Origin of the sequence: Fibrella aquatilis, from assembly GCF_017353255.1 — a bacterium.
Classification (GTDB): domain Bacteria; phylum Bacteroidota; class Bacteroidia; order Cytophagales; family Spirosomataceae; genus Fibrella; species Fibrella aquatilis.
Genome location: NZ_JAFMYU010000016.1, coordinates 1 through 25,197 on the forward strand (window position 1 = coordinate 1; position 25,197 = coordinate 25,197).

The 25,197-nt window shown below is 54.7% G+C and carries 20 protein-coding genes; 5 read left to right on the forward strand and 15 right to left on the reverse strand.

From position 1 onward, the window contains the following. Positions 1–64: 64 nt before the first annotated feature. The 6 genes from J2I48_RS18270 to J2I48_RS18295 all read right to left on the reverse strand — a co-directional run bounded on the left by J2I48_RS18270 (position 65) and on the right by J2I48_RS18295 (position 7,880). The gene (locus J2I48_RS18270; RefSeq protein WP_207336927.1) at positions 65–661 is read right to left on the reverse strand and encodes a LutC/YkgG family protein; all 597 of its coding nucleotides are present in this window, start codon (positions 659–661) and stop codon (positions 65–67) included. Further along, a complete protein-coding gene (locus J2I48_RS18275; protein ID WP_207336928.1) occupies positions 654–2,057 on the reverse strand; it encodes a lactate utilization protein B in 1,404 nt (467 codons plus the stop codon). Before J2I48_RS18275 ends, J2I48_RS18270 begins: the two co-directional genes overlap by 8 nt. Then, on the reverse strand, positions 2,054–2,812 hold the full coding sequence (locus J2I48_RS18280) for a (Fe-S)-binding protein (RefSeq protein ID WP_207336929.1): 759 nt from the start codon (positions 2,810–2,812) through the stop codon (positions 2,054–2,056). The genes J2I48_RS18275 and J2I48_RS18280 overlap by 4 nt, the downstream gene beginning before the upstream one ends. After that, on the reverse strand, positions 2,809–4,197 hold the full coding sequence (locus J2I48_RS18285) for an FGGY-family carbohydrate kinase (protein ID WP_207336930.1): 1,389 nt from the start codon (positions 4,195–4,197) through the stop codon (positions 2,809–2,811). Before J2I48_RS18285 ends, J2I48_RS18280 begins: the two co-directional genes overlap by 4 nt. 105 nt (positions 4,198–4,302) lie before the next feature. Next, positions 4,303–5,580 carry a sugar isomerase gene (locus J2I48_RS18290; protein ID WP_207336931.1) on the reverse strand — a complete coding sequence of 426 codons (1,278 nt, stop codon included), beginning with the start codon at positions 5,578–5,580 and terminating at the stop codon, positions 4,303–4,305. Positions 5,581–5,696: 116 nt separating this feature from the next. Further along, on the reverse strand, positions 5,697–7,880 hold the full coding sequence (locus tag J2I48_RS18295; RefSeq protein ID WP_207336932.1) for a bifunctional aldolase/short-chain dehydrogenase: 2,184 nt from the start codon (positions 7,878–7,880) through the stop codon (positions 5,697–5,699). 95 nt (positions 7,881–7,975) lie between these two features. Here J2I48_RS18295 and J2I48_RS18300 point away from each other — a divergent pair, with 95 nt between their 5' ends. Together J2I48_RS18300 and J2I48_RS18305 are read left to right on the forward strand one after the other, a co-directional pair. Beyond that, positions 7,976–8,992, forward strand: a complete 1,017-nt coding sequence (locus J2I48_RS18300) for a GntR family transcriptional regulator (RefSeq protein ID WP_207336933.1) — start codon at positions 7,976–7,978, stop codon at positions 8,990–8,992. 102 nt (positions 8,993–9,094) lie between these two features. Next, the gene (locus J2I48_RS18305; protein ID WP_207336934.1) at positions 9,095–10,618 is read left to right on the forward strand and encodes a glycoside hydrolase family 32 protein; all 1,524 of its coding nucleotides are present in this window, start codon (positions 9,095–9,097) and stop codon (positions 10,616–10,618) included. Between the two features lie 143 nt (positions 10,619–10,761). Here the strand turns inward: J2I48_RS18305 and J2I48_RS18310 are convergent, their stop codons facing one another. From J2I48_RS18310 to J2I48_RS18335, 6 genes are all read right to left on the reverse strand, one after another. Further along, positions 10,762–12,855 carry a carboxy terminal-processing peptidase gene (locus tag J2I48_RS18310; RefSeq protein WP_207336935.1) on the reverse strand — a complete coding sequence of 698 codons (2,094 nt, stop codon included), beginning with the start codon at positions 12,853–12,855 and terminating at the stop codon, positions 10,762–10,764. Between the two features lie 102 nt (positions 12,856–12,957). After that, positions 12,958–13,734: a BamJ family beta-barrel-assembly machinery protein gene (gene bamJ / locus J2I48_RS18315; protein ID WP_207336936.1), complete on the reverse strand. Its 777-nt coding sequence runs from the start codon at positions 13,732–13,734 to the stop codon at positions 12,958–12,960. 215 nt (positions 13,735–13,949) lie between these two features. Then, the gene (locus J2I48_RS18320; protein WP_207336937.1) at positions 13,950–14,180 is read right to left on the reverse strand and encodes a DUF4834 domain-containing protein; all 231 of its coding nucleotides are present in this window, start codon (positions 14,178–14,180) and stop codon (positions 13,950–13,952) included. A gap of 76 nt (positions 14,181–14,256) precedes the next feature. Further along, on the reverse strand, positions 14,257–15,810 hold the full coding sequence (locus J2I48_RS18325; protein ID WP_207336938.1) for a M28 family peptidase: 1,554 nt from the start codon (positions 15,808–15,810) through the stop codon (positions 14,257–14,259). Between the two features lie 32 nt (positions 15,811–15,842). Then, positions 15,843–16,106 carry a hypothetical protein gene (locus J2I48_RS18330; RefSeq protein WP_207336939.1) on the reverse strand — a complete coding sequence of 88 codons (264 nt, stop codon included), beginning with the start codon at positions 16,104–16,106 and terminating at the stop codon, positions 15,843–15,845. Continuing rightward, positions 16,081–16,680 (reverse strand): RNA polymerase sigma factor, encoded by a 600-nt coding sequence (locus J2I48_RS18335; RefSeq protein WP_207336940.1) that lies wholly within the window; start codon positions 16,678–16,680, stop codon positions 16,081–16,083. Before J2I48_RS18335 ends, J2I48_RS18330 begins: the two co-directional genes overlap by 26 nt. 311 nt (positions 16,681–16,991) lie before the next feature. On the opposite strand from J2I48_RS18335, the gene J2I48_RS18340 reads away from it, so the two are divergent. The 3 genes from J2I48_RS18340 to J2I48_RS18350 all read left to right on the forward strand — a co-directional run bounded on the left by J2I48_RS18340 (position 16,992) and on the right by J2I48_RS18350 (position 20,163). Beyond that, positions 16,992–17,297: a (2Fe-2S) ferredoxin domain-containing protein gene (locus J2I48_RS18340; protein WP_207336941.1), complete on the forward strand. Its 306-nt coding sequence runs from the start codon at positions 16,992–16,994 to the stop codon at positions 17,295–17,297. Positions 17,298–17,404: 107 nt separating this feature from the next. After that, positions 17,405–18,094 carry a YjjG family noncanonical pyrimidine nucleotidase gene (locus J2I48_RS18345; RefSeq protein WP_207336942.1) on the forward strand — a complete coding sequence of 230 codons (690 nt, stop codon included), beginning with the start codon at positions 17,405–17,407 and terminating at the stop codon, positions 18,092–18,094. A gap of 14 nt (positions 18,095–18,108) precedes the next feature. Further along, positions 18,109–20,163, forward strand: a complete 2,055-nt coding sequence (locus J2I48_RS18350; protein WP_207336943.1) for an FAD-dependent oxidoreductase — start codon at positions 18,109–18,111, stop codon at positions 20,161–20,163. Positions 20,164–20,165: 2 nt separating this feature from the next. On the opposite strand, the gene J2I48_RS18355 is transcribed toward J2I48_RS18350, so the two are convergent. From J2I48_RS18355 to J2I48_RS18365, 3 genes are read right to left on the reverse strand one after another with little or no spacing between them, the layout of a single operon-like run. Next, on the reverse strand, positions 20,166–23,210 hold the full coding sequence (locus J2I48_RS18355) for a lantibiotic dehydratase (RefSeq protein WP_207336944.1): 3,045 nt from the start codon (positions 23,208–23,210) through the stop codon (positions 20,166–20,168). Between the two features lie 47 nt (positions 23,211–23,257). Then, a complete protein-coding gene (locus J2I48_RS18360; protein ID WP_207336945.1) occupies positions 23,258–23,989 on the reverse strand; it encodes a LytR/AlgR family response regulator transcription factor in 732 nt (243 codons plus the stop codon). 31 nt (positions 23,990–24,020) lie between these two features. Then, positions 24,021–25,091 (reverse strand): sensor histidine kinase, encoded by a 1,071-nt coding sequence (locus J2I48_RS18365; protein ID WP_207336946.1) that lies wholly within the window; start codon positions 25,089–25,091, stop codon positions 24,021–24,023. Positions 25,092–25,197 lie beyond the last annotated feature (106 nt).

The window sequence follows — 25,197 nt, forward strand, 5'->3', positions numbered from 1 at the left end:
GAAGGTCCATTTCCTTACGGAAATGGGCCTTTTTGTTTATTGTGATATAGGTTTGGGGCCGTTATCAGTATTTGTCGGGAATGATATATACAGCCAGACTTCTGGCACCGTGTGCACCAATGACCAGGCTTTGCTCAATATCGGCCGTCTTCGATGGACCAGCTATGAACGTGCCAAAGCCGGTTTCATTAACACGGATGCGTTTATAGGCATCGTGCATATTAGCCACAATGCTTGACTGCTGAATTACAATAGCCAGAAACTGAGTAATCATCGGCAACGCCCGGTGTGGCAACTGACGCTCATCGACCCAGATAGACCCGTTTTCGGCTACTGCCCATTGTCCTTCAATGATCGCGAGGTTCACGCTGGCCAACTCGTGTGGCTCTAATACATGCACCAGTGACACATCGGCAATATGGGCCAGCTCCGGAATTGTTGTCACTACATCGAGTATATCGGGAAAATGCCCCTGTAGGTGCGTTTCAATGGCAGCATAGTTGGGTATTTCAATGGCTACTCCTCCAATAGAAGTCAGCACAGCCGCAAATTGAGCTACATTGTCGGGATACTCAGTATGAAAGATGTAGTCTGTTGGCGAGGGGAGCAACGCAGGCTGATTGGCCTGAATAGCTGCCAGCATACGGTCGCGGCTACTCATGTTTCGGCTGTTTAACATACCAGTCTCGGAATGATTCGGCGGGAGCGGTGGGCATTTCGCGCTGTGTGTACCAAGGATTTAAACCATTTTCGATCAGAGCGGGGGTGAATCGTAATACGCCGCGCCCTACGCTGCCTGCCATGCGATAAAGCCGGGGTGATTCGAGGACGGTGGCCATCGTTTTCATCGCTACTGTTTTAGTGGCTGGGCCATGTCCATCCCGCATAAGTACCTGTCGCCACTTATAGAGCTGTTCGTGAATATCGATTTTGACGGGGCAAACATTGGTGCAGGAACCGCAAAGCGTGGAAGCAAATGGCAGGTCGGCGTTCTGTCGCATATCCAGATTTGGAGCCAGAATAGAGCCAATAGGACCGGCAATAGCACTGTGATAGCTGTGTCCGCCGCTGCGCCGATAAACGGGGCAGGTGTTTAAGCAAGCCGCACAACGAATGCACTTGAGCGAATTTCGGAAGTCAGCCCGACCCAATTGACGGCTACGGCCATTGTCGACAATGACGAGGTGGATCTGCTGATCGGGTCGGCCACTCCGGCTTTTGCGGGGTTTATGAAAATGGCTCGAAAACGTGGTGATGGGCTGACCGGTGGCACTTCGGGCCAGCAACCGCAGGAAAACGCCCAGATGTTCAGCCTTAGGAATAATCTTTTCAAAGCCCATACTGGCGATGTGTACGTCGGCCAGGTGTACGCCCATGTCGGCGTTGCCTTCGTTGGTGCAGACCACAAATCCGCCTGTTTCGGCAATGGCAAAGTTGACGCCGGTGAGCGCTACTGTTCGGGTCAGAAACGTTTCGCGAAGGTGCTGCCGGGCGGCTTCGGTTAGGTACTGCGGGTCGGTAGCGCCCGCCGTGGTGCCCAGATGTTTGTGGAACGTATCACCAACGTCCGACTTTTTGAGGTGAATGGCAGGCAACACAATATGCGACGGTTTCTCGCCCCGCATCTGCACAATCCGTTCGCCCAAATCACTGTCAATCACCTCAATACCATGCTCGACTAGGTATTCGTTCAGGCCACATTCTTCCGTCAGCATCGACTTCGACTTGACCATCTGCTTGGTCTTGGCTGCTTGCAAAATGCTGAGTATGATTTTGTTATGTTCGGCAGCATCGGCTGCCCAATGCACTGTAATGCCGTTCTGAATGGCCTTTGTTTCAAACTCCGTCAGCAGATCGTGCATGTTGGAGAGCACATGGTTTTTGATCTGCGAAGCGGCTTCGCGCAGGCTCTCCCACTCCGGAATTTGGGCGGCGGCACGGTCGCGCTTGGACCGAACGAACCAGAGCGTTTCATCGTGCCAGTCTACGCGGGCTTCGTCTTTGTTAAACACCGCCGCCGCTTCGGGGTGGTCGAGTCGATTTTGTGGATGGCTCATAACGTATTGGTCAATAGTTCGGCGATGTGTTTCACTTTAACGGATGAACCGGTTCTTTTCAGAATCCCTTCCATATGCATCAGGCACGACACATCGACGCCGGTGATGCAGTCAACGCCCTGCCGGAGGTGGTCGGCTACGCGGTCTTTACCCATTTTGGCCGACACTGCTTCTTCCGTAACGCAAAATGTGCCACCAAAGCCACAACACTCGTCGGGGCGGTCTAGTGTCACCAGGTCGATGCCCTCGATTTGTTTTAGCAACTGAACGGGTTTCGAGAAGGGCGGGGCCATCAGTTCTGACATTTGCGATAGGTGTAATCCCCGCTGTCCGTGGCAGCTTTGGTGCAGTCCTACCCGGATCGGGGCTGTTCGTTTTGGCATCAGCGTACCCAGGTCGGTTACTTTCACCACATCGGTCAGGAACTCGGTCAGTTCATACACCCGCGATCTGATGGCCGTTGCTGCGGTTTCGTGCGTAGCGTTTTCGCCGTGTAAATGCTGCTTGATATGCAACGTACAACTACCCGACGGTGAGACAATGTACTCGTAATCAGCAAAGTTGCGTATGAAATTTTCGTCGCAGCCACCCGTCAGGTGTGCATAACCCGAGTTGGCCATGGGTTGTCCGCAACAGGTTTGGTTTAACGGATAACGCACGGTGCAACCTACCGCTTCGAGCACCCGGAGCGTGGCGATGGCTACGTGTGGATAGAACTGATCAACGTAACAGGGGATAAAGAGACCTACGTTCATTGTGTTGAGTACAGTTTCAGATCAATGCTGTTGGTTGGCATTGGCTGCTTGTTCCAGTGGTCATGAATGGCCAACGCCGCCCCCAGGGCCGATGCCTGCGCCACCGAAGCGGCATAGACTTCGATGTCGGGGAAAGCTCTGGCCAGCAGGTGCATATAGATCGGGTTTTTGCCGAAACCACCATCGACAAAGAGGCGCTTTACAGGCGAACTTGTTATGACTAAGTTAGTGGAGATCAACTGTTGCGCCATGATATCGAGCATCAACTGGTGATAGGCTAACTCATAAGTGGCGAAGGTGCTCAGGTCGCGGCTGTTGAAGATAGAGCCAGTCATGGAAATCATCGGCTCTTTCCGGCCAAACTCAACGGACTTACTTTCAGAAACACGCTGCTGTAAGGTTTCGATAAGTGCCGGGTTGTAGGCCACGGTAGTATATGTATCTACGGCTGCCTGAAAATGTCTGGCGAGGCGCTTTATCTGCTGCTCATGTTCATAACCTGCAAACAGGCGCGATGCCTTCACGGGCTGCCCGCCGTAATGCAGGTAATTCAGGCAGTCGTATTGCAGTTCTTCGGCGGTGAGTGGTTGCCGGTTGAAGGGGTTCATACTCACGCACCACGTACCTGTAGAGAGCAGCACAAACGGTTCTTTGAAGGCACTGAGGTAGGGAATCAACGCCGCCGATGAGTCGTGCAGGCCCACGCCAACCTGCACCGAACGACCATTGACTGGTACTTCCACAGCATGGTTAGACGGCGTAATGGGGCCAAGTATGTCAGTAAGCGCCTCTTTTTCAACCCAATCGGCGTAGTCCTGTTTCTTGAAATCCCAGAGCATGGTGTGGCAACCAAGGCTGGTGCAATCGGTGACGGGCTGGCCGGTGAACAAAAAACTAATGAACTGCGGCAGGTGCAGGGCATACAGAATCTGCTCGAACAGGGCCGGTTTGTCGTGCTTGATTCGATAGAGCATCAAGCCCGAATTGAGGCTATCCAGGCAGGGTGACGCCGTTTGCAAGGATAGCGTGGCAGGATCGCCATAGGTGTTATAAAACCGTTCTCGCAGATCGGACGGAAAAGGCTTGAGGTAATTGTAAAGCTGGCCAACCGATTGATAATCAGCATCTACATAGGCAAAACTGGCTCCGTAGGTAGAGAAATTAAGCGCTTTCACCTCAAATTCCGGCAATTGCTGCGCCTTCGCCAACCCCTTTTGTACCCAGTTGCTCAGCCGGGCTACGTCTTCGCAGGGATCACCGTCTTCATCGGCGATATCTGTAAACGACTCGGCCTGTTCCCACACAATGCGGTACTGCTCGTCGAAGAGGAACAGCTTCTTGTTGGTCTTGCCAATATCGAAAACAGCGATGACGGGAAGGGGCATGGGTGAAAGAATGAAAGGGCAAAAGAGTGAAAGAGCGAAAGAATGAAAGAGTGTCTACGGCTGGAGCCAAGCGACAATGGCACTCTTTCACCATTCACTCTTTCACTATAATCCCGTAGCTACGGTTTTTAGGCCGCGTTCGCTGATGAGCTGCTGGCGGACGTTTTGTTGGCGGAAGAGCGCAAGTGGGTTGAGGGCACCCCCGGCGCGGCGGTTGGCTTCGGCTACGAGCGGGCGAACGTCGGTGCGGAAGGCGTCCTGCAAAATCTCCTGCGCCCGGACCACATCGTTAGTTTCGCGGGCTTCTTCCAGCGCCGTACGGTCGACGAGCAGAGCCTGCGCATAGGCCATCTGAATGGCATCGACCGATTGCAGCAGGTCTTCGAGCGGGTCTTTTACGTTATGGCTTGCGTCGATCATCCAGCCCAAGCCGGTGGCGTGGTTCATATTGCGGGCATCCATGCCATCGACTAACTCATTGAATATCAGAAACAATTGGTATGGTTTGATGCTGCCCGCCGTGAGGTCGTCGTCGCCGTATTTCGAGTCGTTGAAATGGAAACCACCGAGCTTGCCTTCGTGCAACAGGATGGCCACGATCTGCTCGATGTTGGCGTTGGGCAGGTGGTGGCCGAGGTCAACAAGGGTGTAGGCTTTGGGGCCGAGCTTGGTGGCGTAGAGCAGGCTGCTGCCCCAGTCGCCGACGGTCATGGAATAGAAGTTGGGTTCGAAGGCTTTGTATTCCACGAACATTTTCCAGGCATCGGGCAGGGCGGCATAGATCTGTTGCAGGCTGTCGAGGGTACGGTCGAAAGCTTTACGGAAATTAAGCTGCCCCGGAAAGCACGAACCGTCTGATAACCAGACCGTCAGCGAGTCGGAACCCAGCGCCACGCCGTGCCGGATGACCTCGATATTGTGTTCGATGGCCTGCCGCCGCACGGCTGCGTCGGTATGTTGCAGCGACCCGAATTTGTAGCTGTGTTCCTGCCCGGTGGGCTGATCCTGGAAGGTGTTGGAGTTGACCGCATCGAAGCGCAGGCCGTACTGCGCCGCCAGTTGTTTGGTGGCCTCCGGGTCGGTGGGGATGTCCCACGGAATATGGAGCGAAATGGCCCCACTACTGCGGTTCAGGGCATGAAGCAGCCCCACGTCAGCGATTTTCTCGTCGAGGTTACGCGGTTCGCCCCCGCCGCCAAACCGCCCAAACCTGGTGCCGCCCGTACCCAACGCCCAGGACGGAATGGCAATCTGGAAGGCAATCAGCTTCTCGATAATTGTTTCGGCAGCACCTACTTCGTCGGTCCAGTACGCCAGTTTGCGGCGATGATTGTCAAGGTGTTGCCCGTTAAAATCGGCGATGGTGTCGGGGGAGAGGGTCATGGGAAGGATTTTTTAATGTACAATGCACAATGAATAATGTACAATGAGCTTCGCGCCACAGCAACCTAGAGCGCGAAGCTCATTGTACATTATTCATTGTGCATTGTACATTCATTTTAACGAACAAACGCCATAGCTACACCACCATCTACGTTCAGGACGTTGCCGGTTGATTTGGCCAGGAGGCCACCTACGAAGGCAAAGCAGGCATTGGCGATGTCGTCGGGGAGGATTACTTCGTTCAACAGGGTGCGTTTGGCGTAGTAGGCGGGCAGTTCGGCTACGGTGACGCCGTAGGCTTTGGCGCGCCCTTCGGCCCAGGCACCGGCCCAGATTTTCGAGTCGGAGATAACGGCGTCGGGGTTAACCACGTTCACGCGAATATGGTCTTTGCCCAGCTCGGCAGCGTTGAGGCGGCTCAGGTGCAGTTGCGCAGCTTTCGCCGAGCCGTAGCCCGCATTATTGGGGCCCGATACCAGCGCGTTTTTCGAGACTATATTCAGTACGTCGCCGCCCAGATTTTGCTTGCGCATGGTGTTGACCCCCGCCTGCGTGACCATAAACTGGCCTTTCACCAGAATGTCGTAGAGGGCGTCCCAGTCGGCTTCGGTATGGTCTTCCAGTGGTTTCGAGATGCTGATGCCCGCGCAGTTCACCACAATATCGACCCCGCCAAAGGCCACCGCCGCCACGTCGAATGCGGCTTCGATGCTGTCTTTTTTGGTCACGTCGAGGTTGGCAATGGCGTGGGTATCGCGGCCATAGGTGGCTTTGAAGGCTTCGTCGGCACCGGCGAGGCGGTCGGTGTCGAAATCGTTGATAATGACGCAGGCCCCTTCGTCGGCGAATTTCCGGGCAATGGCTTTGCCGATGCCACCCGCGCTGCCCGTTACGAGCGCAATTTTGCCCGAAAGCGCCTTCGGTTTGGGCATCCGTTGCAGTTTGGCTTCTTCCAGTAACCAGTATTCAATGTCGAACGCTTCCTGCCGGGGTAGCGAGGTGTATTCCGAAATAGCCTCCGCGCCCTTCATTACGTTGATGGCGTTGGTGTAAAATTCCGCCGCCACCCGCGCCGTTTGCTTGTCTTTGGCAAAAGTGAACATACCAATCTGTGGCCAGAGAATAACCACGGGGTTGGCATCCCGCATGGCTGGGCTATTGGGGTGTTTGTGGGCCTCATAGTACGACTGGTAATCAGCACGGTATTTATCAAACTGTGGGGCTAACGATTCTACGATCTCCCGGTTTTCGGCATGTTCAACATCAAAATCTGATGGGATATTTCGGAGCACCAACGGGCTGATTTTGGTCCGCAGAAAATGGTCTGGGCAGGACGTACCCATTGGGGCCAGCCGGTCAAGGTCCTTCGAGTTAATAAATTCCAGTACTCGCTCATCGTCAGTGAAATGGCCAATCATGGGGCCGCTTCGGTGCACCGATTCGCTGCTACATAGACCGCGTAAGATGGGCATAATCGCTGCGGCTTGGCGCAAGCGTATGTCAGGCAGTTCAACATTGCGCCAGACACCGCCAAAAACAGGGCGGTTTTTGCCCATGTGGTTTTGGATGTACTCCGCGCAGGTTTCGACTACTTCCAGCGTGTTGACATAGCTTTCGTAGGCGGTGTTGCCCCAGGTAAACAGCCCGTGCGAACCGAGCATAATGCCTCGGATACCCGGATTATCGGCCAGACACTGCGCCAGTTCCAGACCCAATTCGAAACCCGGCCGCCGCCAGTCTACCCAGCCAATCTGCCCGTTGAACAGCTCCTGCGTGATGCGTTTGCCATCTTTGGCTGCGGCAATGGCAATGGCCGCGTCGGGGTGGAGGTGGTCGATGTGGGCAAAGGGCAGAAACCCGTGCAGCGGGGTGTCGATAGACGGCGCTTTCGAGGCCAGGTCGTAGATAGAATGGTTGAAGAGTTCCACCATTTCGTCTTCATGTTCCAACCCACGATAGACGTTTTTCAAGCTCAGTAGCCGGTCTACGTAAAGCGCGGCCAAACCACTGCGTTTCAGCGTGCCAATGTCGCCGCCTGAGCCTTTGATCCACATCACTTCCGTTGGCCTACCGGTGAGGGGGTCGGGGGCCATGGCTTTGCAGGAGGTATTGCCGCCGCCGTAGTTGGTGAGGCGCAGATCGGCCCCCAGCAGGTTGGAGCGATAGAGGAGCAGGGCCACCTCGCGGTCGTAGTCAGTAGATGCGGGGAGTGCCGCCGCCACGGCGTCGTCCCAGAGGTAGCTGACGTGCTTGAATGACCGGGGGTCTACAGCAGGATTGGAGGCATTTACAGATTGCATAAGGTTGATTGGCCGGTCAGTTTCGGGCCTTATATACGTTGATGCAAAAGTATGGAAAGGCCCGGTTGGGCTTTCCCATACTGTCCTATTGACCTATGCTCTATCATATTAAAATCAACGATTACTCGAACACGCCCAAATACCAGCAGATCTACAATTCCATTGTGGAGGGCATCGAGAATCACGACATTTTGCCCGGCGACAAACTCCCGTCGATCCACGAGGTATGCGCTGAATTCGACGTGGCCAAAGGCACGGTTGAACGGGCCTATGAACTGCTGAAAGAGAAAGAAATTGTAGGGGCCGTGAAGGGAAAAGGCTTCTATATCAATTACACGAAGACGGGTAAAAACCTAAAAATCTTTCTGTTATTCAATAAGTTAAGTGCCCACAAGAAGCTGATCTACGATGCGTTTGTAGAAGCGCTTGGGCCGGGCATCAGCATCGACTTTTTCATTTACAACAACGACTTCCGCCTCTTCCGCGACCTGATTCAGACCCACGCTCGCAACCATACGCACTTCGTCATCATCGCCCATTTTTTCGAAGGGGGCGACAAGGCCTACGAGTTGATCAACAGCCTGCCGAAACACAAACTGGTGCTGATGGACAAGATCTTGGAAGGGGTGACGGGGCAGTACGCCGCCGTATTCCAGAACTTCGAGAAAGACCTTTACCAGTCCCTCACCGATGCCCTGCCGCTACTACGCAAATACACCACGCTAAACCTGTTGTTTCCAGCCTATACCTACCACCCACGGGGTATTTTGAACGGCTTTTACAAGTTCTGCTCCGAGCATCAGTTTACGGCCAACCTTGTCCGCGACATTCAGCAGGAGGTGATTCAACCCAAACATGCCTACATCAATTTGATGGAAGAAGACCTGGTTGAGCTGATCAAACAGATCAAGGCTACGCCCTACGTGCTGGGTGAGGAGGTGGGTATTTTGTCGTATAATGATACGCCCCTGAAGGAGTTTTTGCTAGAGGGGATCACCGTCCTCTCCACCGATTTTGCCCAAATGGGCCGCACCGCCGCCCAACTGGTCCTGACCGACAGCCGCGAACACATCGAAAACCCGTTCCGGCTCATTGTGCGGAAATCGCTTTGAGTTGGGGGGAAATATGTGATGAAGGTTGTTTTTGTATAGGCGAGTCTTACCTCGCTTATACAAAAACGACCTTCATCATACAATACCAAAGAACTACCTTCTATGAAACCCATAACCCTAAAAACCGTCCTGCTACTCACCACGGCCCATTTCTCACTCGCCCAACCTACCCTGAAGCCGGAAGAATACCGGCCCCGGTACCACTTTACGCCGCCCAAAAACTGGATCAACGACCCCAATGGCACGATCTATTTTAACGGGGAGTATCACCTGTTCTATCAGCATAATCCTTTTGGCAACGAATGGGGGCATATGAGCTGGGGTCATGCTACCAGTAAAGACTTGCTCCGCTGGCAGCACCTGCCGCTGGCTATTCCTGAGTTCACCAGCGCCGATGGCAAATCGCAGACGGCCATTTTTTCGGGCAGTACGGTGATCGATAAAACTAACCAGAGTGGTCTTTGTCCGGCGGGAACGAAAGACTGTATGGTGGCCATCTACACGGGCAACGTGACGGCAGGCGATAAACAAACGGCGCAGTACCAAAATCTGGCCTACAGTGCCGACAAGGGCCGTACCTGGACCCAATACGCTAAAAATCCGGTGCTGGATTTGGGCACAAAAGAATTTCGCGATCCCAACGTGTTCTGGTACGCTCCCGGCAAAAAATGGCTGATGGCGGTGATCAAACCCACTGATCACCAAGCGGTGTTTTATGAATCCCAAAACCTGAAAGACTGGAAACTGCTAAGCCTGTTTGGCCCCATGGGCGACACGACTCGCGTCTGGGAATGTCCGGCTCTGTTTGCCGTACCGGTGGAAGGGTCGTCGGCGAAAAAATGGGTGCTGACCGTGTCGAGTGGGCACCGGCAGAAGAACTACCTGGCCATGCAGTATTTCGTGGGCGATTTTGATGGCAAGACGTTTACGGCCCAGAAGCAGGATGAGGTCCTATATGTCGACGAGGGCAAGGACTTTTACGCCGGCATTCCGTTCAACGACCGCCCTGCCAACCAGGTGAAGCCGATTATGATTGGCTGGCTCAATGACTGGGAATATGCCAATAAAATCCCCACTATGCCCTTCAAAGGGGCCATGTCGGTGCCGCGCGAACTGAGTTTGCGGAATACCCCGCAGGGTTACCGACTGGTGCAGACGCCCGTTTCGCTCCAGGCTATCCGCAGGAAAGTGACAACCATGACCAATGTATCGGTTAGCAAAGCGACGCCAGTTAGCTACGCCGGAGAATCCTACGAACTGGAAGCCGACATCACGCTGGGATCGGCCCAAAAAGTGGGCATCCGGCTGTTGAAAAGCGGGGCTGAAGAAAGCGTTCTAACCTATGACATACCCACCCAAACGCTGGCCTTCGACCGGACCCATTCAGGCAATGTGTCTTTCAGCGACCGCTTTTCGAGTATCGAATCGGTGAAGGTTGCCCCCCAGAACGGCTATCTGAGACTTCACCTGCTGGTTGATAAATCCATCGTCGAAATCTTCGCCAACGGCGGTCAGCAGGTCATGACGGATTTGGTTTTTCCCACCAAACACGACGGTAAAATCGAACTGTTTTCCGAAGGTGGCGCAACCGTTTTCAGCGCATTGACGGTGTGGGAAGTGAAGTAAGTGGCAGTGGGCAGTAGGCAGGGCCTAAGGCGCGAAGCTACTCCCGCGAAGCCCTGCCTACTCCCGCTGCACTTACTTCACCCCCTAAACCAAAAAGAGCGCCGCATTGTGCGGCGCTCTTTTTGGTTGTAATAAACTGATTATCAGTTATTCATGGCGGTTTTAACCTTGCCCTGCATACCAATCATGTCAGACAGGATACGACCTGTTTCAATCAGGTAGGTATCTTTTTTCTTTTTGGCTTTGGCCGTGCTAGGCGTTTCAGGCGTCTCTGAGTCGGTTGCGCCTGATTTATCAAGGGCCGCCAATTTCTTGTCGGCATCGTCCTTCTCTTTCTTGCGCTTGCTTTCCAGCAACGAGACCGTCGTGTTCTCTTTTGCCTTCTTAAAGTCAACCACAGCCTGGGCTTCACGCTTCAGATCGACGTCGGTTTTCAGACGTTGCTCGTATTTCTCACGGAGCCGGGTGGTCAACTTTTCGTTAATAAAGCTCGTCACGTCGAAGCGCGTCGAGGCGATCTGGTCCCAGGGTAGGGCGCTGGCCTGTGCACTTTCACCGTACTCTTCGGCCGAGAAGCGAGAGGGCAACAGGATATCAGGCGTTACGCCTTTGTGCTGGGTGCTGCTGCCGTTGATCCGGTAAAACTTCTGCACCGTCATCTTCACCTGACCCACTTTGTCCTGCTCTTTAGGTAGCATGTTGTTCAGGTCTACCAGCGTTTGCACGGTGCCTTTGCCGAAGGTCTGTCCACCCACAATAATACCGCGCTTGTAGTCCTGAATAGCTGCTGCGAAAATTTCAGAAGCAGACGCGCTAAATCGGTCTACCAGAATAGCCAGGGGACCATCATAGGTAACGGATGGGTCGTTGTCAGCCATCACTTCGGTGTCACCGCCAGAGTCACGCACCTGCACCACGGGGCCTTTCTGGATAAACAGACCCGTCAGGTTGATGGCTTCTATCAGTGAGCCGCCACCATTGCCACGTAGATCGAGCACTACGCCATCTACCTTCTGTAATTTCAACGAATCGATCAGGCGCTTCACGTCCGTAGTCGTGCTGGCCACGTCACTTTCGCGGCGGCGGGCGGCATCAAAATCGCGGTAGAACAGGGGTACCGTCACTACGCCCAGCTTATAGGTGCGGCCATCTTCGTTGATGTCAATGACCTCTTTATGCGCACGTTGCTCCTCCAGTTTAATCTTTTCGCGCACAATACGAATCTCCTTGGGTACGTCGGCAGCCAGGGCCGTAGCGGGCCGAATCTGTAAGCGCACCACTGTGCCTTTGGGGCCTTTTATGAGTTTCACGGCGTCGTCTACTTGGAAACCGACGATGCTCACCATGGGGCCATTGTCACCCTGCGCTACGCCAATGATCCGGTCGCCTTTGGTAAACTGCTTACTGCGGAAAGCGGGTCCGCCCGGCACCAGGTCCGAGATTTTGGTATACTCGCCATCTTCCTGCAACAACGCACCGATGCCTTCCAGCGACTGGCTCATTTCCTGATTGAACAGGTCGGCGGTGCGGGGTGCAAAGTAGTTGGTGTGCGGATCGAGGGCTTCACCAAAGGCGTTCATGTACATCTGGAACACGTCTTCGCTCTTGATCCGGTTTTGCCGACGCTCCAAGCTTTTGTAGCGAGTGCTCATCAGGCTCATCACGGCAGTGTCGGCCTTGCCAGTCAGCTTCAGCTCCAGGGCCTGGTTCTTTAGCATCTTGCGCCAGAGGTCGTTTTGCTCTTCCAGGTTTTTAGGCCACGCAGATTTCTCCCGATCTGTATTGTACGACTCGTCGGCCGAAAAGCTAAACGGTTTGCTCAGCGTCTGCTTCACAAACTCCGACCGTTCGGCTAGCCGCTTGCGAAACACGTTGAACATGTCGAACGCCGCCGTCAGATCGCCGTTCACCAGTGCATCGTCGATCTGGAGTTTATATTTCTCAAACGACGCCACGTCCGATGCCAGTAGGTATACTTTGCTGGCATCCATTTCTTTCAGGTAGTTGTCCCAAACCACCGCCGAGAGCGAATCGCTCAACCGCACTTTGCGGTAGTGGTGGCGGGTCAGCAACTGCGTAACAACCTGCTCCACATGCTCCTGCGTCATCGTCGGCTTCAGATCGTCGGCGGCGGGAGCCTTGGCAGTAACGGGCGGCACAGGTGCCGACGAAGAGCGTGAGTCGGGCTGAAGACTCAGCATCAGCACAGGAATCAGCGTGATCAGGTATTTTCTCATAAACAATGAGCGAATCAATGTGAGAGCGAAAGAATGAAAGCTGCCTTTGATTGAATACATCCATACGAGCAACGTTCACTCTTTCGCTCTTTCACTCATTCACTAATTAGATTTTACAATGTCTAACAACTCAATGTCAAAAACCAGCGTAGCGCCGGGGCCGATGTCGTGACCCTGACCCTGATCGCCGTAAGCAATATCTGATGGGATAAACACTTTCCACTTCGAGCCAACGGGCATCAGTTGTAACACTTCTGTCCAGCCCTTAATCACTTGCGTCACACCAAACACGGCTGGCTGGCCCCGCCGCACTGAACTATCAAATTCTTTGCCATCCAGCAGCGTACCTACATAATGCACCTTAACCTGATCGGAGAGGGTTGGTTTGGCGCCTGTTCCCTCCTTCTCAATGATATACTGCAAACCACTGGCTGTGGTTTGAACCCCAGGCTTAGTTTTATTTTCTGCCAGAAAAGCTGCCCCTGCTTTCTTGTTAGGTTCAGCCAATTTGTTTTGTTCTGCCATGCGCGCCATCTGCTGCTTTTGCATATAGCCCATCATGATCTGTTGCATCTGGGGTTCGGCGAGGGCCAGCTTTTGCCCTTTCAGTGCGTCATTGAGGGCCTGTCCAATCACCGTCGTATTCACGTTGGTCAGCCCCTGCTGCTTCATGCTCTGGGCAATGCTGTAGCCAATACTGTAGCTCAGCGAATCGTTGCTATTGGCCAGCATTGATTTGGCTGTCGACATGCCAGCGGCGTTTGCCGAGGGACGAGCCTGAGCGGGCCGGGCGGGACCTTTCTTTACTTGTGATACGGCCTGATGTGCAGTGAAAAGCGCCGACAAGGTGCCGACAAGTGCAAGGGAAGAAAACTTCATGTGATGGATTTTGTGCAGGCCGTCCGGCCATCTACTGATTAAAGAGAAAACGTGAAAATCAGCCTAATTAGTTTGGTTTACGCGCTGGCTGCCCCCATAAATTAACAACTGCGCGTTCTATTGTCCAAATTAGTTGCGCCTTTACTAGTAAACGCAGTAGCCCACAAAAAAAGCCCGCACTGGCTGGCACGGGCTTCGTTAATAAAGCTTAAAAGCTACTTCACTTCTTCGTAATCAACGTATTCGCCCCCCTTAAACGTAGTACCTCCCTTGCCGGTGGGTTTGGTCACGCGGGTTTCGCCCTCACGCGGTGATGCGGTGCGCTCATGCTGACGGCGCTGTTCCTTCACCAGTTGCCGCCCTACCAGCAGGTAAAACACAAACCGACGCACCGGCGGCACAAACGTAATAAGCAGTACGACTATGAATAAGACCTTCAGAATCATGAGAGGAATGAGTTCAAGGTGAGGGGGTGAAGTTTAAACCGTCTCCCTACTAAACGCCCTGCCACCAGGTTTAGTTTTACTGTCCATACAAGGCTTTTCCGGCGGCTTCATACTTGTCGCCGGCCGTCCAGAATGGGCGTGTAGCCCGGTTGGCAATGAGCCGGGCGGCGCGGGCGTAGGCCTGGCAGAACCGCAGCAGGTAATCGTAATCAATCGTATCGGGGTTATCGGTCACGCTGTGGTAGTTCTTCATCAGCTCCTCGTCAAACGTTTTGAACCCCTCCGACAGGGTAGGAGCGGGTACACCCTTGGCCGCCAGACTCACATTATCCGACCGGTCGAACAAGCCCTGTTCGGGGGCGGGTTCGGCAAAAACACCGAGGCCGAAATCGCGCGCGGCCTGCTCAATTTCGGCTTTGGCACCGGTGCGCTCCAGGCCAATAACCGAGATGATGGACGTGTCGTTGTAGCCCGCGCCGTCGATGTTGAAATCGAAAATAGTATGTTTCAGGGGCACCAGGGGGTGTTCGGCGTAGTAGCGGCTACCCAACAGGCCCACTTCCTCGCCTGTGAGTGCCACCACAATCACCGACCGCTTGGCGGGTTGCTGCGCCAGTGCCTTTGCCGCCGCCAGCAGGCCCACCGTACCCATGCCGTTGTCACGGGCACCGTTGAAAATAGAGTCTGCCGCCGTGTAGGGCGCGCCACCCTGTTTGCCCACGCCAATATGGTCGAAGTGGGCGGTGAGCAGGACATATTCGTTTTTCAGGACCGGGTCGGTACCCTCAACAACACCGGCCACGTTTACCGCCTGTATGGGGTTTACAGACCGTCCGCTCATCTGAATCGTGACGGCTTTGCTGTCTTTGAGCGAAGCGCCCTGCCCTTTGCCATTGTCTACCCAAACGTGCAGCAACTGGGGTTTGCCCATCTCGCCAGCGGGCGTCAGGGCCAGTTGTTCGCTGTTGAAAAACCGGTTTACCATACCCCAGGGGGCGGTTTGTACGGCAAACAGTTCAATAATGCCTAACGCGCCCCGTTCTGAAGCCAGCGCCCGCTTGGTGGTCATGGCCCCAATCAGTTCGCGCGGGGTCTTGGCCTCCGCCGACCCTACCTGCGTTACCACCCATTTGCTTTTCACGTCTTTGCCCGCGTAATCGTCGGCGGTGAGGCCGTAGCCTACGTAGACCGACTCGGCGGTTTGGCTCGTGGCGGGACCGGCCATCACCACAAACTGCTTGCCCACGGTCAGGGTATCGTTGCCTACACGGATGGTGCCAGTCGTAACGGGCTTGCTCAGTTGCAGTTCCACGCGCTGGTAGTAGCTGTTACCGTCAGCAGCGGGTTTTAAACCAATCATTCTGAATTGCTCGGCCAGATAGCGGGCGGCCACCATGTTGCCCGTTGACCCCGTGCGGCGGCCCTGCAACTCGTCGGAGGCGATGAAGCGGAGGTGACTTTCCAGTTCAGCCTTCGTGAGTTGCGCCTCTGGCGAAGGTGCGGTGGTGGGTGCCGAAACGGCCATAGGAGCACGTTTGGGGGCTTTTTGGGCTACTACTGGCGTATGCAAGGCCAATAAAGCCAGAGCGGCTGCCCCATAATGAGGCAGCCGATTTGGTAAGGTCGACATGTGTAGGATGTTGTGAAAACAAAAAAGCTCAGCTACACCATGCCCCGGTGCGTGCGGGGGCGGCGTAGCTGAGCCGTAAAATGATTGGCCGAATACGACAGGATCGATTCGACGGTTGAAGGGCGGGGCTGACGTTCGATCTTGTTCAGCAGCGACCGTAGCTCGAGGGTATCCAGGAAGAAAGCCATCAATGGCTGTTCGGCCATGAGCGCTTCTTCAATTAGCAGATTCTCCTCTTCAGAAGTTTCTTCGTAGACGTACCGGATTACGTCATCTTGGGTAAACGTTTTTGTCATAGCTAACTGGGCGTTTGCTTAACTGCTTGCGCAGGTTTATGAGTGCATAACGCATACGTCCCAAAGCTGTGTTAATACTGACGCCGGTCGCATCGGCAATCTCCTGGAAACTCATTTCCTCGTAGTGCCGCATGATCAATACCTGGCGCTGTTGTTCCGGCAATCGCTGAATCAACTCACGCAGGTGCTCATGTGTTTCACGCCGAATTTGCACCGTCTCGACTGAGTCTTCGGCAAATTCTAACGTGTTAAACACGCTGCTTCCGTCTTCAAACACCACATTGGGGTAGCGTTTATCTCGCCGGAAATAGTCGATGGCCAGATTGTGAGCGATGCGGACGATCCAGGGCAGAAATTTGCCTTCTTCGTTATAGCGGCCCGATTTAATGGTGTCGACAGCCTTGATGAAGGTGTCCTGCATTAAATCTTCTGCGATATACTGGTCTTTAACGATCAGGTAGATCGTTGTGAAGACCTTGTTCTTATGCCGCTGAACTAACTTTTCAAAGGCTTTCTCACTACCACGGATATACAACGAAATTAGCTCACTGTCGTTAACCTGGGCTTTTTCCATTTCAGAAAGACAATTAGGTAACGTAGAGCTTTTATTCGATAGTGTGTGTTCCGTGTTAAGATTTGAGTGAGCGGAGAAGAATTGTTATCAAAATAACAAACTCTACCTAAAAGATACAAGGGTTGTACCCAAAAATTTATAAAACCTGGTCATTCCAAGGTGTTTCTAGCCATAATCATACCAACATACGAAGAAGAAGCTGAGCCAGATGCAATAACGAGCCGGGAGTTAGACAGCACGTTGGCTTGTCCGTTTAATTGGCGGGTGGGGGCTACCTTTGCCCAACAGGAATAGTTTAGATCAATACACGCATGAAGTTTACCAAACACGTTTTCGTTTGTACTAATCAGAAAGAAGCACCCAAAAAAAGCTGTGGTGCTGAACACGGTGCCGCCCTACTCGACGCCTTTAAACAGGAACTAACCCAACGCGGGCTACAGAAAGAAATCCGGGCGCAGCGAGCTGGTTGCCTGGATGCCTGCGCCTTTGGCCCCGCGCTGGTGGTGTATCCAGAGGGTACCTACTATGGCAACGTACAGGTAGCCGACGTGGCCGAGATCGTAGAAAAACACTTAGTCAATAATGAGGTGGTAGAGCGACTGAAACTGGACTTTTAAAGTAGTTCAATGTTTAAGGTCTAACGTCTAACGTTGCTTCGCGTGCTCATAGCCGTACGCGAAGCAACGTTAGACGTTAGACCTTAAACATTGAACCTTGTTCCCCCATGTACAAACATCTTTTCTTCGATCTGGATCATACGCTTTGGGATTTCGACCGGAACTCGGCGGAGTCGATTGCGGAGATCTATGCCACGCACCGGCTGGCCGACCGGGGTATACCGTCGGCGGCGGCATTTTCGGAGGCGTTTATCCGGATCAACCGGAAGCTCTGGGCCGATTATGACCGGAACCTGGTGGCGCATGACTACATCCGCGAACACCGGTTCCCGCTGGTGCTCAATGCATTAGGCTTGACCGATACGGCGGGTTGTGCCGAGCTGAACACCGACTACCTGCGCCTCTTGCCCAGCAAAGCCCACCTGACCGAGTCGGCCCGCGAGATACTGGATCATCTGCACGGCCGCTACCGGATGCACATCATCACCAATGGTTTTGCCGAAATTCAGGCTGTGAAAATGGCCTCGGCCGACATAGCCCACTATTTCGAGCATGTAGTAACAACCCAGTCAGCTGATGCCAAAAAGCCCGATCCCCGTATTTTCGAGTATGCATTAGAGGCCAGTGGTGCCGCCGTGCCGGAGAGCCTGATGCTGGGCGATAATTACGAAGCCGATATTTTGGGTGCTCAGGCCGTTGGTCTCGATACTGTTTTCTATAACCCCAGCAACGAACAGGTTGCCCAGCCAGCAACGTATACGATACAGCATTGGCGCGAGCTTAAGGCAATTTTGTAGTACCCCTCAACCCCATGAAAACGTACTTTTTCCTTCTCTCCCTCCTCCTTTCTTCTTTTTCTCCTTCCTCCTTTCCTCCCTCTTTCCCCGCTCCCGTGGTTGATGTCTGCGTGTATGGCGGCACGTCGGCGGGGGTGATGGCGGCAGTGGCGGCCAAACGGGCGGGCAAATCGGTAGTGCTCATTGAACCCGGAAAGCACCTCGGCGGGCTGACGGCTGGCGGGCTGGGTGCCACCGACATTGGTAATAAAGTGGCCGTAACGGGCCTGTCGAGGGATTTTTATCGCCGTATTGGTCAGCACTACGGGCACCTGGAACAGTGGACGTTTGAGCCGCACGTGGCCGAAAACCTGTTTGCTGCTTACCTGCGCGAAGCTGGCATTACACCGGTTATGAATCGTCGGTTACGGTCGGTGCAAAAATCGGGCAACCAGCTAGTAGCCCTTGTACTGGAGCCGTCGTTGACCGTGCCCGTTGTACAACGTCGGGGACCGGGCCAAACGCAGACCATTGCGGCGAAGCAATTTATCGACTGTTCCTACGAAGGCGATCTGATGGCTATGGCGGGCGTGGCCTTCACCGTAGGGCGCGAAGCTAATAGCCAATACGGCGAAACATGGAACGGGGTGCAACTACTCGATAAACACCAGTTTCCGGAGGGTGTTGATCCTTATCGCATTCCTGGAAAACCCGAAAGTGGGTTGCTATACGGTGTCAGCATGGCCAAACTGCTTCCCAACGGCAGCGGCGACCAGACTATTCAGGCTTACAATTACCGCATGTGCCTCACCGACGACCCCACCAACCGCCTGCCCATTACAAAGCCCGCCGGGTACGATTCGACAAAGTACGAATTGCTGCTGCGGCAGATTCAGAAAAAGGTACCCAACGAACTGACCTGGAACTTGATGCACTTTGTGATGATGCCCAACCACAAGACCGACATCAACAACTGCGGCGGACTATCAACAGATATGATTGGTGCGAATCATGATTACCCCAACGCCAGCTATGCCCGCCGCGCCGAGATCATCCGCGACCACGAACTGTATACAAAAGGCTTTTTCTATTTCATCGGTCACGACCCGCGTATGCCTAAACACCTGCGCGACGAGATGTTGCAATGGGGCTATCCGAAAGATGAATATGCTGATAATGAGCACTTTTCGCACCAGCTCTACATCCGCGAAGCACGCCGAATGGTGGGCGACTACATAATGACGCAGGCTAATTGCGAGGGCAAAGCCACCGTGACCGACGGCATCGGCATGGCCGCCTACACTATGGATTCGCACAATTGCCAGCGGCTGGTAGTGGAAAAGGCCGGCGTGGCGATGGTGCGTAACGAAGGCGACGTGCAGGTGGGTGGCTTTGGGCCGTACCCGATCAGCTACCGTGCCCTGCTGCCAAAACCCGCCGACTGTACGAATTTGATTGTGCCCGTTTGCCTCTCGGCCAGCCACATTGCCTATGGGTCGATCAGGATGGAGCCGGTGTTTATGGTGCTGGGCCAAACCGCCGGGGTAGCCGCCGTGCAGGCTATTGACCAAGGCAGGACCGTGCAACAAATCGATGTGGCCCGCCTGCAACGCACCCTCCGCGACAACCCGCTATTGGACGGCAGTAGCCCCGAACTGCTCATCGACAACGACGATTCGGCGCGGGTGGTACGGCGGGGCAACTGGCAGCGCATTACGAAAGGCAGTAAATACGGCACCTCGGCGCTGGTTAGTGCCGACGGCCAACCGGCAACGGTGCGCTTCTCGGCCAGGGACCTAAAGCCGGGGCGGTACCGAATCTATATGTACAACCCCACGCGGGCAGGCGGCGGTGGCAACCCCGATCAGGTGGCCTTGCAGTCAGACAAGGCTGACCGGGTTCAGATACGAATTTTCAATGGAAAGGTAGATAAAGCGTTGATAGTCAACCAACAACGGCAGAATAACGACTGGATTACTCTCGGCGAACACATGGTGGTAGCTGGTCAGGTACCTTACGTAGAACTAGCCACGGCTGGCTCAGCCCAACCCACGGTGGCCGATGCGGTGCTGTTTTTGCCCGTGAAGTAAGGCTACACTCCGGGTTGCGGTGGTTTTGAGAAGTGCCACTGTTTCAACAGCTTATGCAGAAAATAGTACACCACCAGCTCATGCCGACGCTGATCGTCGGGGAAGAGGCGGTTGATGAGCATGTGAGTCAGGTGGGGGAGGAGGGCCTCGGTAACGGAAGGGTCGGTCAGGGTCTGGTGCTGCGCCCGGAACGCCGCTGCCTGCCGGGTATAGTGGTCCAGTATCTGGACTAAATCAATTTCGTGGATGGAGTCTGGAAGCGTCAATTGGGGCTTTTGCTGCCTGAACAGGTCGTTCAGGCTGTCGCGGAGGGGTTTGTCGGCGTTGAATTCGTGCAGAAACAACTCCCGCCATTCTTCCACCAGTGCAATTTGTTCGGGTAGTGTTTTTTGCCAGGCCGTGAGCAGGGCATACACCGCCAGGCAACCCATGCGCAGGCGCTCCCACTCCGACTGGCTTTGGTTGGCCAGGGTCATCAGCCGCAGCACCCCCGCCGAATCATGCCCGAACCAGGCCTCACAAGCAGCCATGGTCACGGTGCCATAGCGTTCCAGTTCGCGTTCGTAGGTGTCGAACTGCACCCGATAAATGCGCTGGTCAACTTCGGTTTGCCGGGCTGCCCATTGATTAATGAGCTTGACAGCCGCCCCAATCTTGGCCGGAAAACAACGAAACCGCAGCCGTAGGTGGGTTTCGGGGTCGGCATAGCGTACAAAAAACCACCCGTCGATGAGCTGTTTTCGCTGGAGTGTGTCCACCAGCGTAGTCACGTTTCCGTCTAGCAGGAGGGTATCCAGCACTGCCGCCCCGGCATATAGTTTCAGGTAGACCCATTCGCTGCCGGGCAAAAAACGACGGGCTACCACTGCCGGTGTCGTGCTGATGGCAGGGTTTGGTACTGGGGTAACACGGGTGGCCTGAATGGGAATCAGCAGTTCTCGGCTCCACTGAGGCGCGTGGGTAAACTGGGTGGCATCGAGCCACTCTACCAGCGTCAAGTGCCCCGCCTGCTTCATGCTATGCCTGAGTTGCGCCAGCCCAAGCGGAGACAAGGTGTTGATGGCCAGTTCGTTATCATCCTCACCCAGCATCACAAAATGCGGCAGGCGGTAGGTCTGCCGCCATTGTTCCCAGTGGGCATCGGTATCTATGTCGCCCGGTTTTAGCTGCCACCTCGCCCGGCACAGGACTAACTGGCCGCACTGGATTCGGGGTAAAAAGGGTAGTTCGGCCAGCGGCCCCCACTGCCAGATGACCCGGATGTTTTCGGTCTGGTGTTGCAGATCGTGCAGGAACCGGTAGTGTACCAGGCTGCCAGCGTGTACGTTATGGGCCGTTGACAACCGGGGCAGCACAGGCAGGTGTAGAGGCCGGGCGTGTAGGGTAATATGCTGCCCATGCGTTACCGAAATGGATAAGTCGCTGAGGGCAAACTGGTTAGCCAGGGGTAGGGTAGAGGTAGTCAGGACCGGAATCTCGTAGGGGCGCAACTGGGGCCGCCGCAGCAGATTGCCGGTTTTACTTTCGGGCAGGTGAACGAGTTCGGCTAGTACGGCATCGGGGTAGGCCTGTTGTTCGCGCTGAGCCAGGTCAACCAAACCAGCCGTTAGCTGGGGGTCGAGGTGGGCAAAACGCCCGATCAGGTTTGCCGCCGAGGGACCCGCCATGGCTTTCAGCAACACCAGCGGATCGGCCCCGTTGGCCTGCTCTACCAGCGACACCATCAGGTAGGCATGGTAGGGTAGGGCGGCTGGTGGGGCGGGCAGCAGGGCTTCGAGCTGCGCCCGGCTCAAGCTGACCACCTGTTCCTGCCGGTGCATGGCCGTGGCATAGAGCCGATACAGTTCCTGGGTGGGCAGCGTTGGTGGCGGCATGGCCGGGGCTTCCGCGCTGGGCCAGGGTGGTTGGGTAAGCCAGGGGGCAGGAATAGCCTGCTCGTGACCGTAACCAATGCCGCTGTCGGGGTCGAGGGCCAGCAACAAGGGTACCTGCTGGTCGCCAAACCGCTCATAAAATCGGGTCCGAAACGCCTGGAGCAAGGGTATCTCTTTGGGTAGCGCCAGTCTGGTCAGTAGTGGTAAGAGCTTGTTTATCTGATGGTTAAGTGCCAGTGGGAGTGCCTGCTGCGGACCCTGAAACAGCAGGTCGCACTGCACCACCACCGGGCTGGTGAGGCCCAGCGGTTGCAGCAGGGTATCAATCTGGGTATACGTGTCGGGCTGGTGGCTGGCCAGGATTTGCTGCACCGCCTGCAATTTCGCCACAATCTCCTGGCACCCATTCAGGGCGGTCAGGTCGGCCATGAGGGTGTCGAGCGGGTCGTTGCCGGTGAGGGGCACCCCCAGCGTAGGTACCAGCAGGTAGTTGTCGATCAGCGCGGTTACGTAGTCCTCGGCTTCGGGCTGGGTGCTGCCCAGTTGGGTAACCACCCCGGCCAGTTGTGCTATGGAAGCCCCCGGCCGGGCTATCTCCAGCAGCTGGGTCAGCACCGGGTGGGTGGGCGTTTCCTGTTGGTAATACGTCAGTTGGCCGTCGTCTTCGGTATAACCCACGTAGCGGTAGGCCCCGCCGCTTTGCCAGAGCGTGGCGTTGGGGCGGTAGACTAACTGCGCCCTGATGTGGGGCAGTTGCGTGAGGGTGGCTACCAGGTGGCAGAGGTAGTCGGTAGAGAGGCGCGCTACCGGGCGGAGGTGAGTGGCCGTACTGTCGTTGGCGGGCGGGTTGGCCAGCCACTGCCCGTGCATGACGCCTGCAAACAGGCCAAACGGCGTGGCACGGGTGGCCATTCGCACAAAATACCGGTAGAGTGTAAGCAGAAAATCGGGCGATACGCTCAGCTTATTACTCATCCAGCCCTCCAATTGCTGGTGCAGCGCGGGCGAGGCATAGTAAATGGCGTGGCGGCAGTGGGGGGCGCTGTAGACCGTCCGAAGGATACTGTCGAGGGGATGGCCCGCCTGGAGCTGGTCCTGAACGCTGATATAGTCATTGATCGACAGCAGCGGCCGACGCAGCAAAAAGAAGTCGGCGGGAAGGGCTTCGTACATAAACCGAACGTGGGGTGGCGGGGCACTGAGCAGGCACCTGCTTCGGTTTATTTGTTCTGTAAAATTGATTTCTGGAGCACCGCCATCAGGTCGTCTTTGTACTTGCCGGAGGTAGGTATACGGGGGGCATTTTTCATGAACAACTCATTGCCGTCGATGGCGTTGATCATGCGCAGGGCCACGATGTAGGACCGGTGTACGCGGGCGAAAAGGTGCGTGGGCAACCGTTCTTCAATTTCGGCCATGCCGCTGTAGGTCACAATGGGTTCTTTCTCGGTATGAATAGAGACGTAATTTTTCAGCCCTTCGATGTAGATAATCTCGTCGAACGAAATTTTGCGGAGCTTGCCTTTATGCTCTGTTTTTACCAGAATATAGTCATTTTCAGGCAGTTGCACCGTGCCGCTGATGGCCGGAATCTGGCGGTTGAAGAAGTCGAAGGCTTTTTCCGAGGCCTTCAAAAACCGGTCGAACGGAATAGGTTTGAGCAGGTAGTCGAGGGCGTTATGCTCGAAGCCATCAATGGCGTAATTGCTGTAGGCGGTGGTAAAAATGATCTGTAGTTTATCCTTATAGAGGCTGGCAAACTGAAGTCCGGTGAGCAGCGGCATCTGGATATCCAGAAACAGCAGTTCGGCCGGATGTTGCTGAAGCAGGTGAATGGCCTCTTTCACCGACGTAGTGCTGCCCACCAGGTTGAGATAGGGCGTATTGCCAATATACTGCGTCAAGACATCGATGGCGGCCTGCTCATCATCCAGAATAAAGCAATTGATCATGGTTGAGTGTAATGAGGAATAAAGGGCGAAACTAATGGGGCACCCGGATGCACAGATCAACGCGAAACACATCGTCGACGTTGGAACTTGTCAGCGTGGTTTGGCCCGGAAAGGCCAGCTTTAACTGCTTGTCGACATTACTTAACCCCAGTCCTGTTTGGGTGTAGGCGGGCGTATCCCGTTTCACATTGACTGAAGTAAAAGAAAGCTGGCTGGCAGAAATACCTACGTAAATATGGGCAGGTACGGTTTCATTGAAGATGTCTCCATACTTAAAAATATTTTCAACCAGTGATATGAGAATGAGGGGGGGTATCAGGAAGTGTGTGCCCAGGTCTTCGCCCTCCACGACAAAGGCTACCTGTAGCCGGTTGCTGAATCGGTACTCCTGTATTTTCAGGTAATGCCGGATGTAGGCTATCTCCTGCGCCACAGGCACCAGTTCATTCTGGCCTACTTCGGTAATGCTGCGCAGCATCTGCGAGAGGTTCATGATGGCGTCGGCCAGGCGGGGCGAGGTCTTGAGGGCATCGGCAAAAAAGAAGTTAAGGGTATTGAATAGAAAGTGGGGGTTGAGTTGGGTGCGCAGAAAGGCCAGTTCGGCGCGCTTGGTTTCCAGTTGCAGGTCCAGGATGCGGCGTTCGTCGTAGCGTTTCTGGCGTTGAAGGTCAATATTGGTCACCGCAAAATAGTAGCCATAGCTCACCAGCAAATACTGTACCGCCAGCCAGAGCGAGTCTGGCACAAAGCCTGCGTTTACTGTTTGATTGTTGCCATTGTACATGCTGGGCAGATCAAGCATGGGCAGTATGTTATAGAGCAGTGCATAGCGAAGATAAGTATACAGGGCCAGCAGCACCATGGTCGATACCACCAATTGGACGTAGGTGCCTCGTCGTATGTTAGGGGCTATTACTACGTAGATGTTTGTGTAGAATAGGATAGCCAGTAGGGCCAGTGTAAATGGTAGTTGCCCGGCCACCAGATAGCGCATATTGGTGAAATAAAGCAGGGCGCTATTGACCAGGTAATAGCCCACCCAAACCAGCAGGTGAACCAGAAACCGCTTGTTGCGAAAAAGACGCTGGAGAAGGGTACTCATTGAGGGGTGTAAGGTGGGTTTGGTATAGGGAAAAGTGGCATCAGTTGGGTTGGTATGGAGCAAAAGGCTCTTCGTATAAGATGTTATGCAGCCCGTTTTCAGGCCC

Bases quoted from the DNA above. Each gene is read 5' to 3' on its own strand.
- J2I48_RS18345 (WP_207336942.1), top strand. From the start codon at position 17,405: ATGTACAAACATCTTTTCTTCGATCTGGATCATACGCTTTGGGATTTC.
- J2I48_RS18360 (WP_207336945.1), bottom strand. From the start codon at position 23,989: ATGATCAATTGCTTTATTCTGGATGATGAGCAGGCCGCCATCGATGTC.
- bamJ (WP_207336936.1), bottom strand. From the start codon at position 13,734: ATGAAGTTTTCTTCCCTTGCACTTGTCGGCACCTTGTCGGCGCTTTTC.
- J2I48_RS18365 (WP_207336946.1), bottom strand. From the start codon at position 25,091: ATGAGTACCCTTCTCCAGCGTCTTTTTCGCAACAAGCGGTTTCTGGTT.
- J2I48_RS18310 (WP_207336935.1), bottom strand. From the start codon at position 12,855: ATGAGAAAATACCTGATCACGCTGATTCCTGTGCTGATGCTGAGTCTT.
- J2I48_RS18280 (WP_207336929.1), bottom strand. From the start codon at position 2,812: ATGAACGTAGGTCTCTTTATCCCCTGTTACGTTGATCAGTTCTATCCA.
- J2I48_RS18295 (WP_207336932.1), bottom strand. From the start codon at position 7,880: ATGCAATCTGTAAATGCCTCCAATCCTGCTGTAGACCCCCGGTCATTC.
- J2I48_RS18325 (WP_207336938.1), bottom strand. From the start codon at position 15,810: ATGTCGACCTTACCAAATCGGCTGCCTCATTATGGGGCAGCCGCTCTG.
- J2I48_RS18320 (WP_207336937.1), bottom strand. From the start codon at position 14,180: ATGATTCTGAAGGTCTTATTCATAGTCGTACTGCTTATTACGTTTGTG.
- J2I48_RS18350 (WP_207336943.1), top strand. From the start codon at position 18,109: ATGAAAACGTACTTTTTCCTTCTCTCCCTCCTCCTTTCTTCTTTTTCT.
- J2I48_RS18275 (WP_207336928.1), bottom strand. From the start codon at position 2,057: ATGAGCCATCCACAAAATCGACTCGACCACCCCGAAGCGGCGGCGGTG.
- J2I48_RS18290 (WP_207336931.1), bottom strand. From the start codon at position 5,580: ATGACCCTCTCCCCCGACACCATCGCCGATTTTAACGGGCAACACCTT.
- J2I48_RS18300 (WP_207336933.1), top strand. From the start codon at position 7,976: ATGCTCTATCATATTAAAATCAACGATTACTCGAACACGCCCAAATAC.
- J2I48_RS18305 (WP_207336934.1), top strand. From the start codon at position 9,095: ATGAAACCCATAACCCTAAAAACCGTCCTGCTACTCACCACGGCCCAT.
- J2I48_RS18270 (WP_207336927.1), bottom strand. From the start codon at position 661: ATGAGTAGCCGCGACCGTATGCTGGCAGCTATTCAGGCCAATCAGCCT.
- J2I48_RS18330 (WP_207336939.1), bottom strand. From the start codon at position 16,106: ATGACAAAAACGTTTACCCAAGATGACGTAATCCGGTACGTCTACGAA.
- J2I48_RS18340 (WP_207336941.1), top strand. From the start codon at position 16,992: ATGAAGTTTACCAAACACGTTTTCGTTTGTACTAATCAGAAAGAAGCA.
- J2I48_RS18285 (WP_207336930.1), bottom strand. From the start codon at position 4,197: ATGCCCCTTCCCGTCATCGCTGTTTTCGATATTGGCAAGACCAACAAG.
- J2I48_RS18355 (WP_207336944.1), bottom strand. From the start codon at position 23,210: ATGTACGAAGCCCTTCCCGCCGACTTCTTTTTGCTGCGTCGGCCGCTG.
- J2I48_RS18335 (WP_207336940.1), bottom strand. From the start codon at position 16,680: ATGGAAAAAGCCCAGGTTAACGACAGTGAGCTAATTTCGTTGTATATC.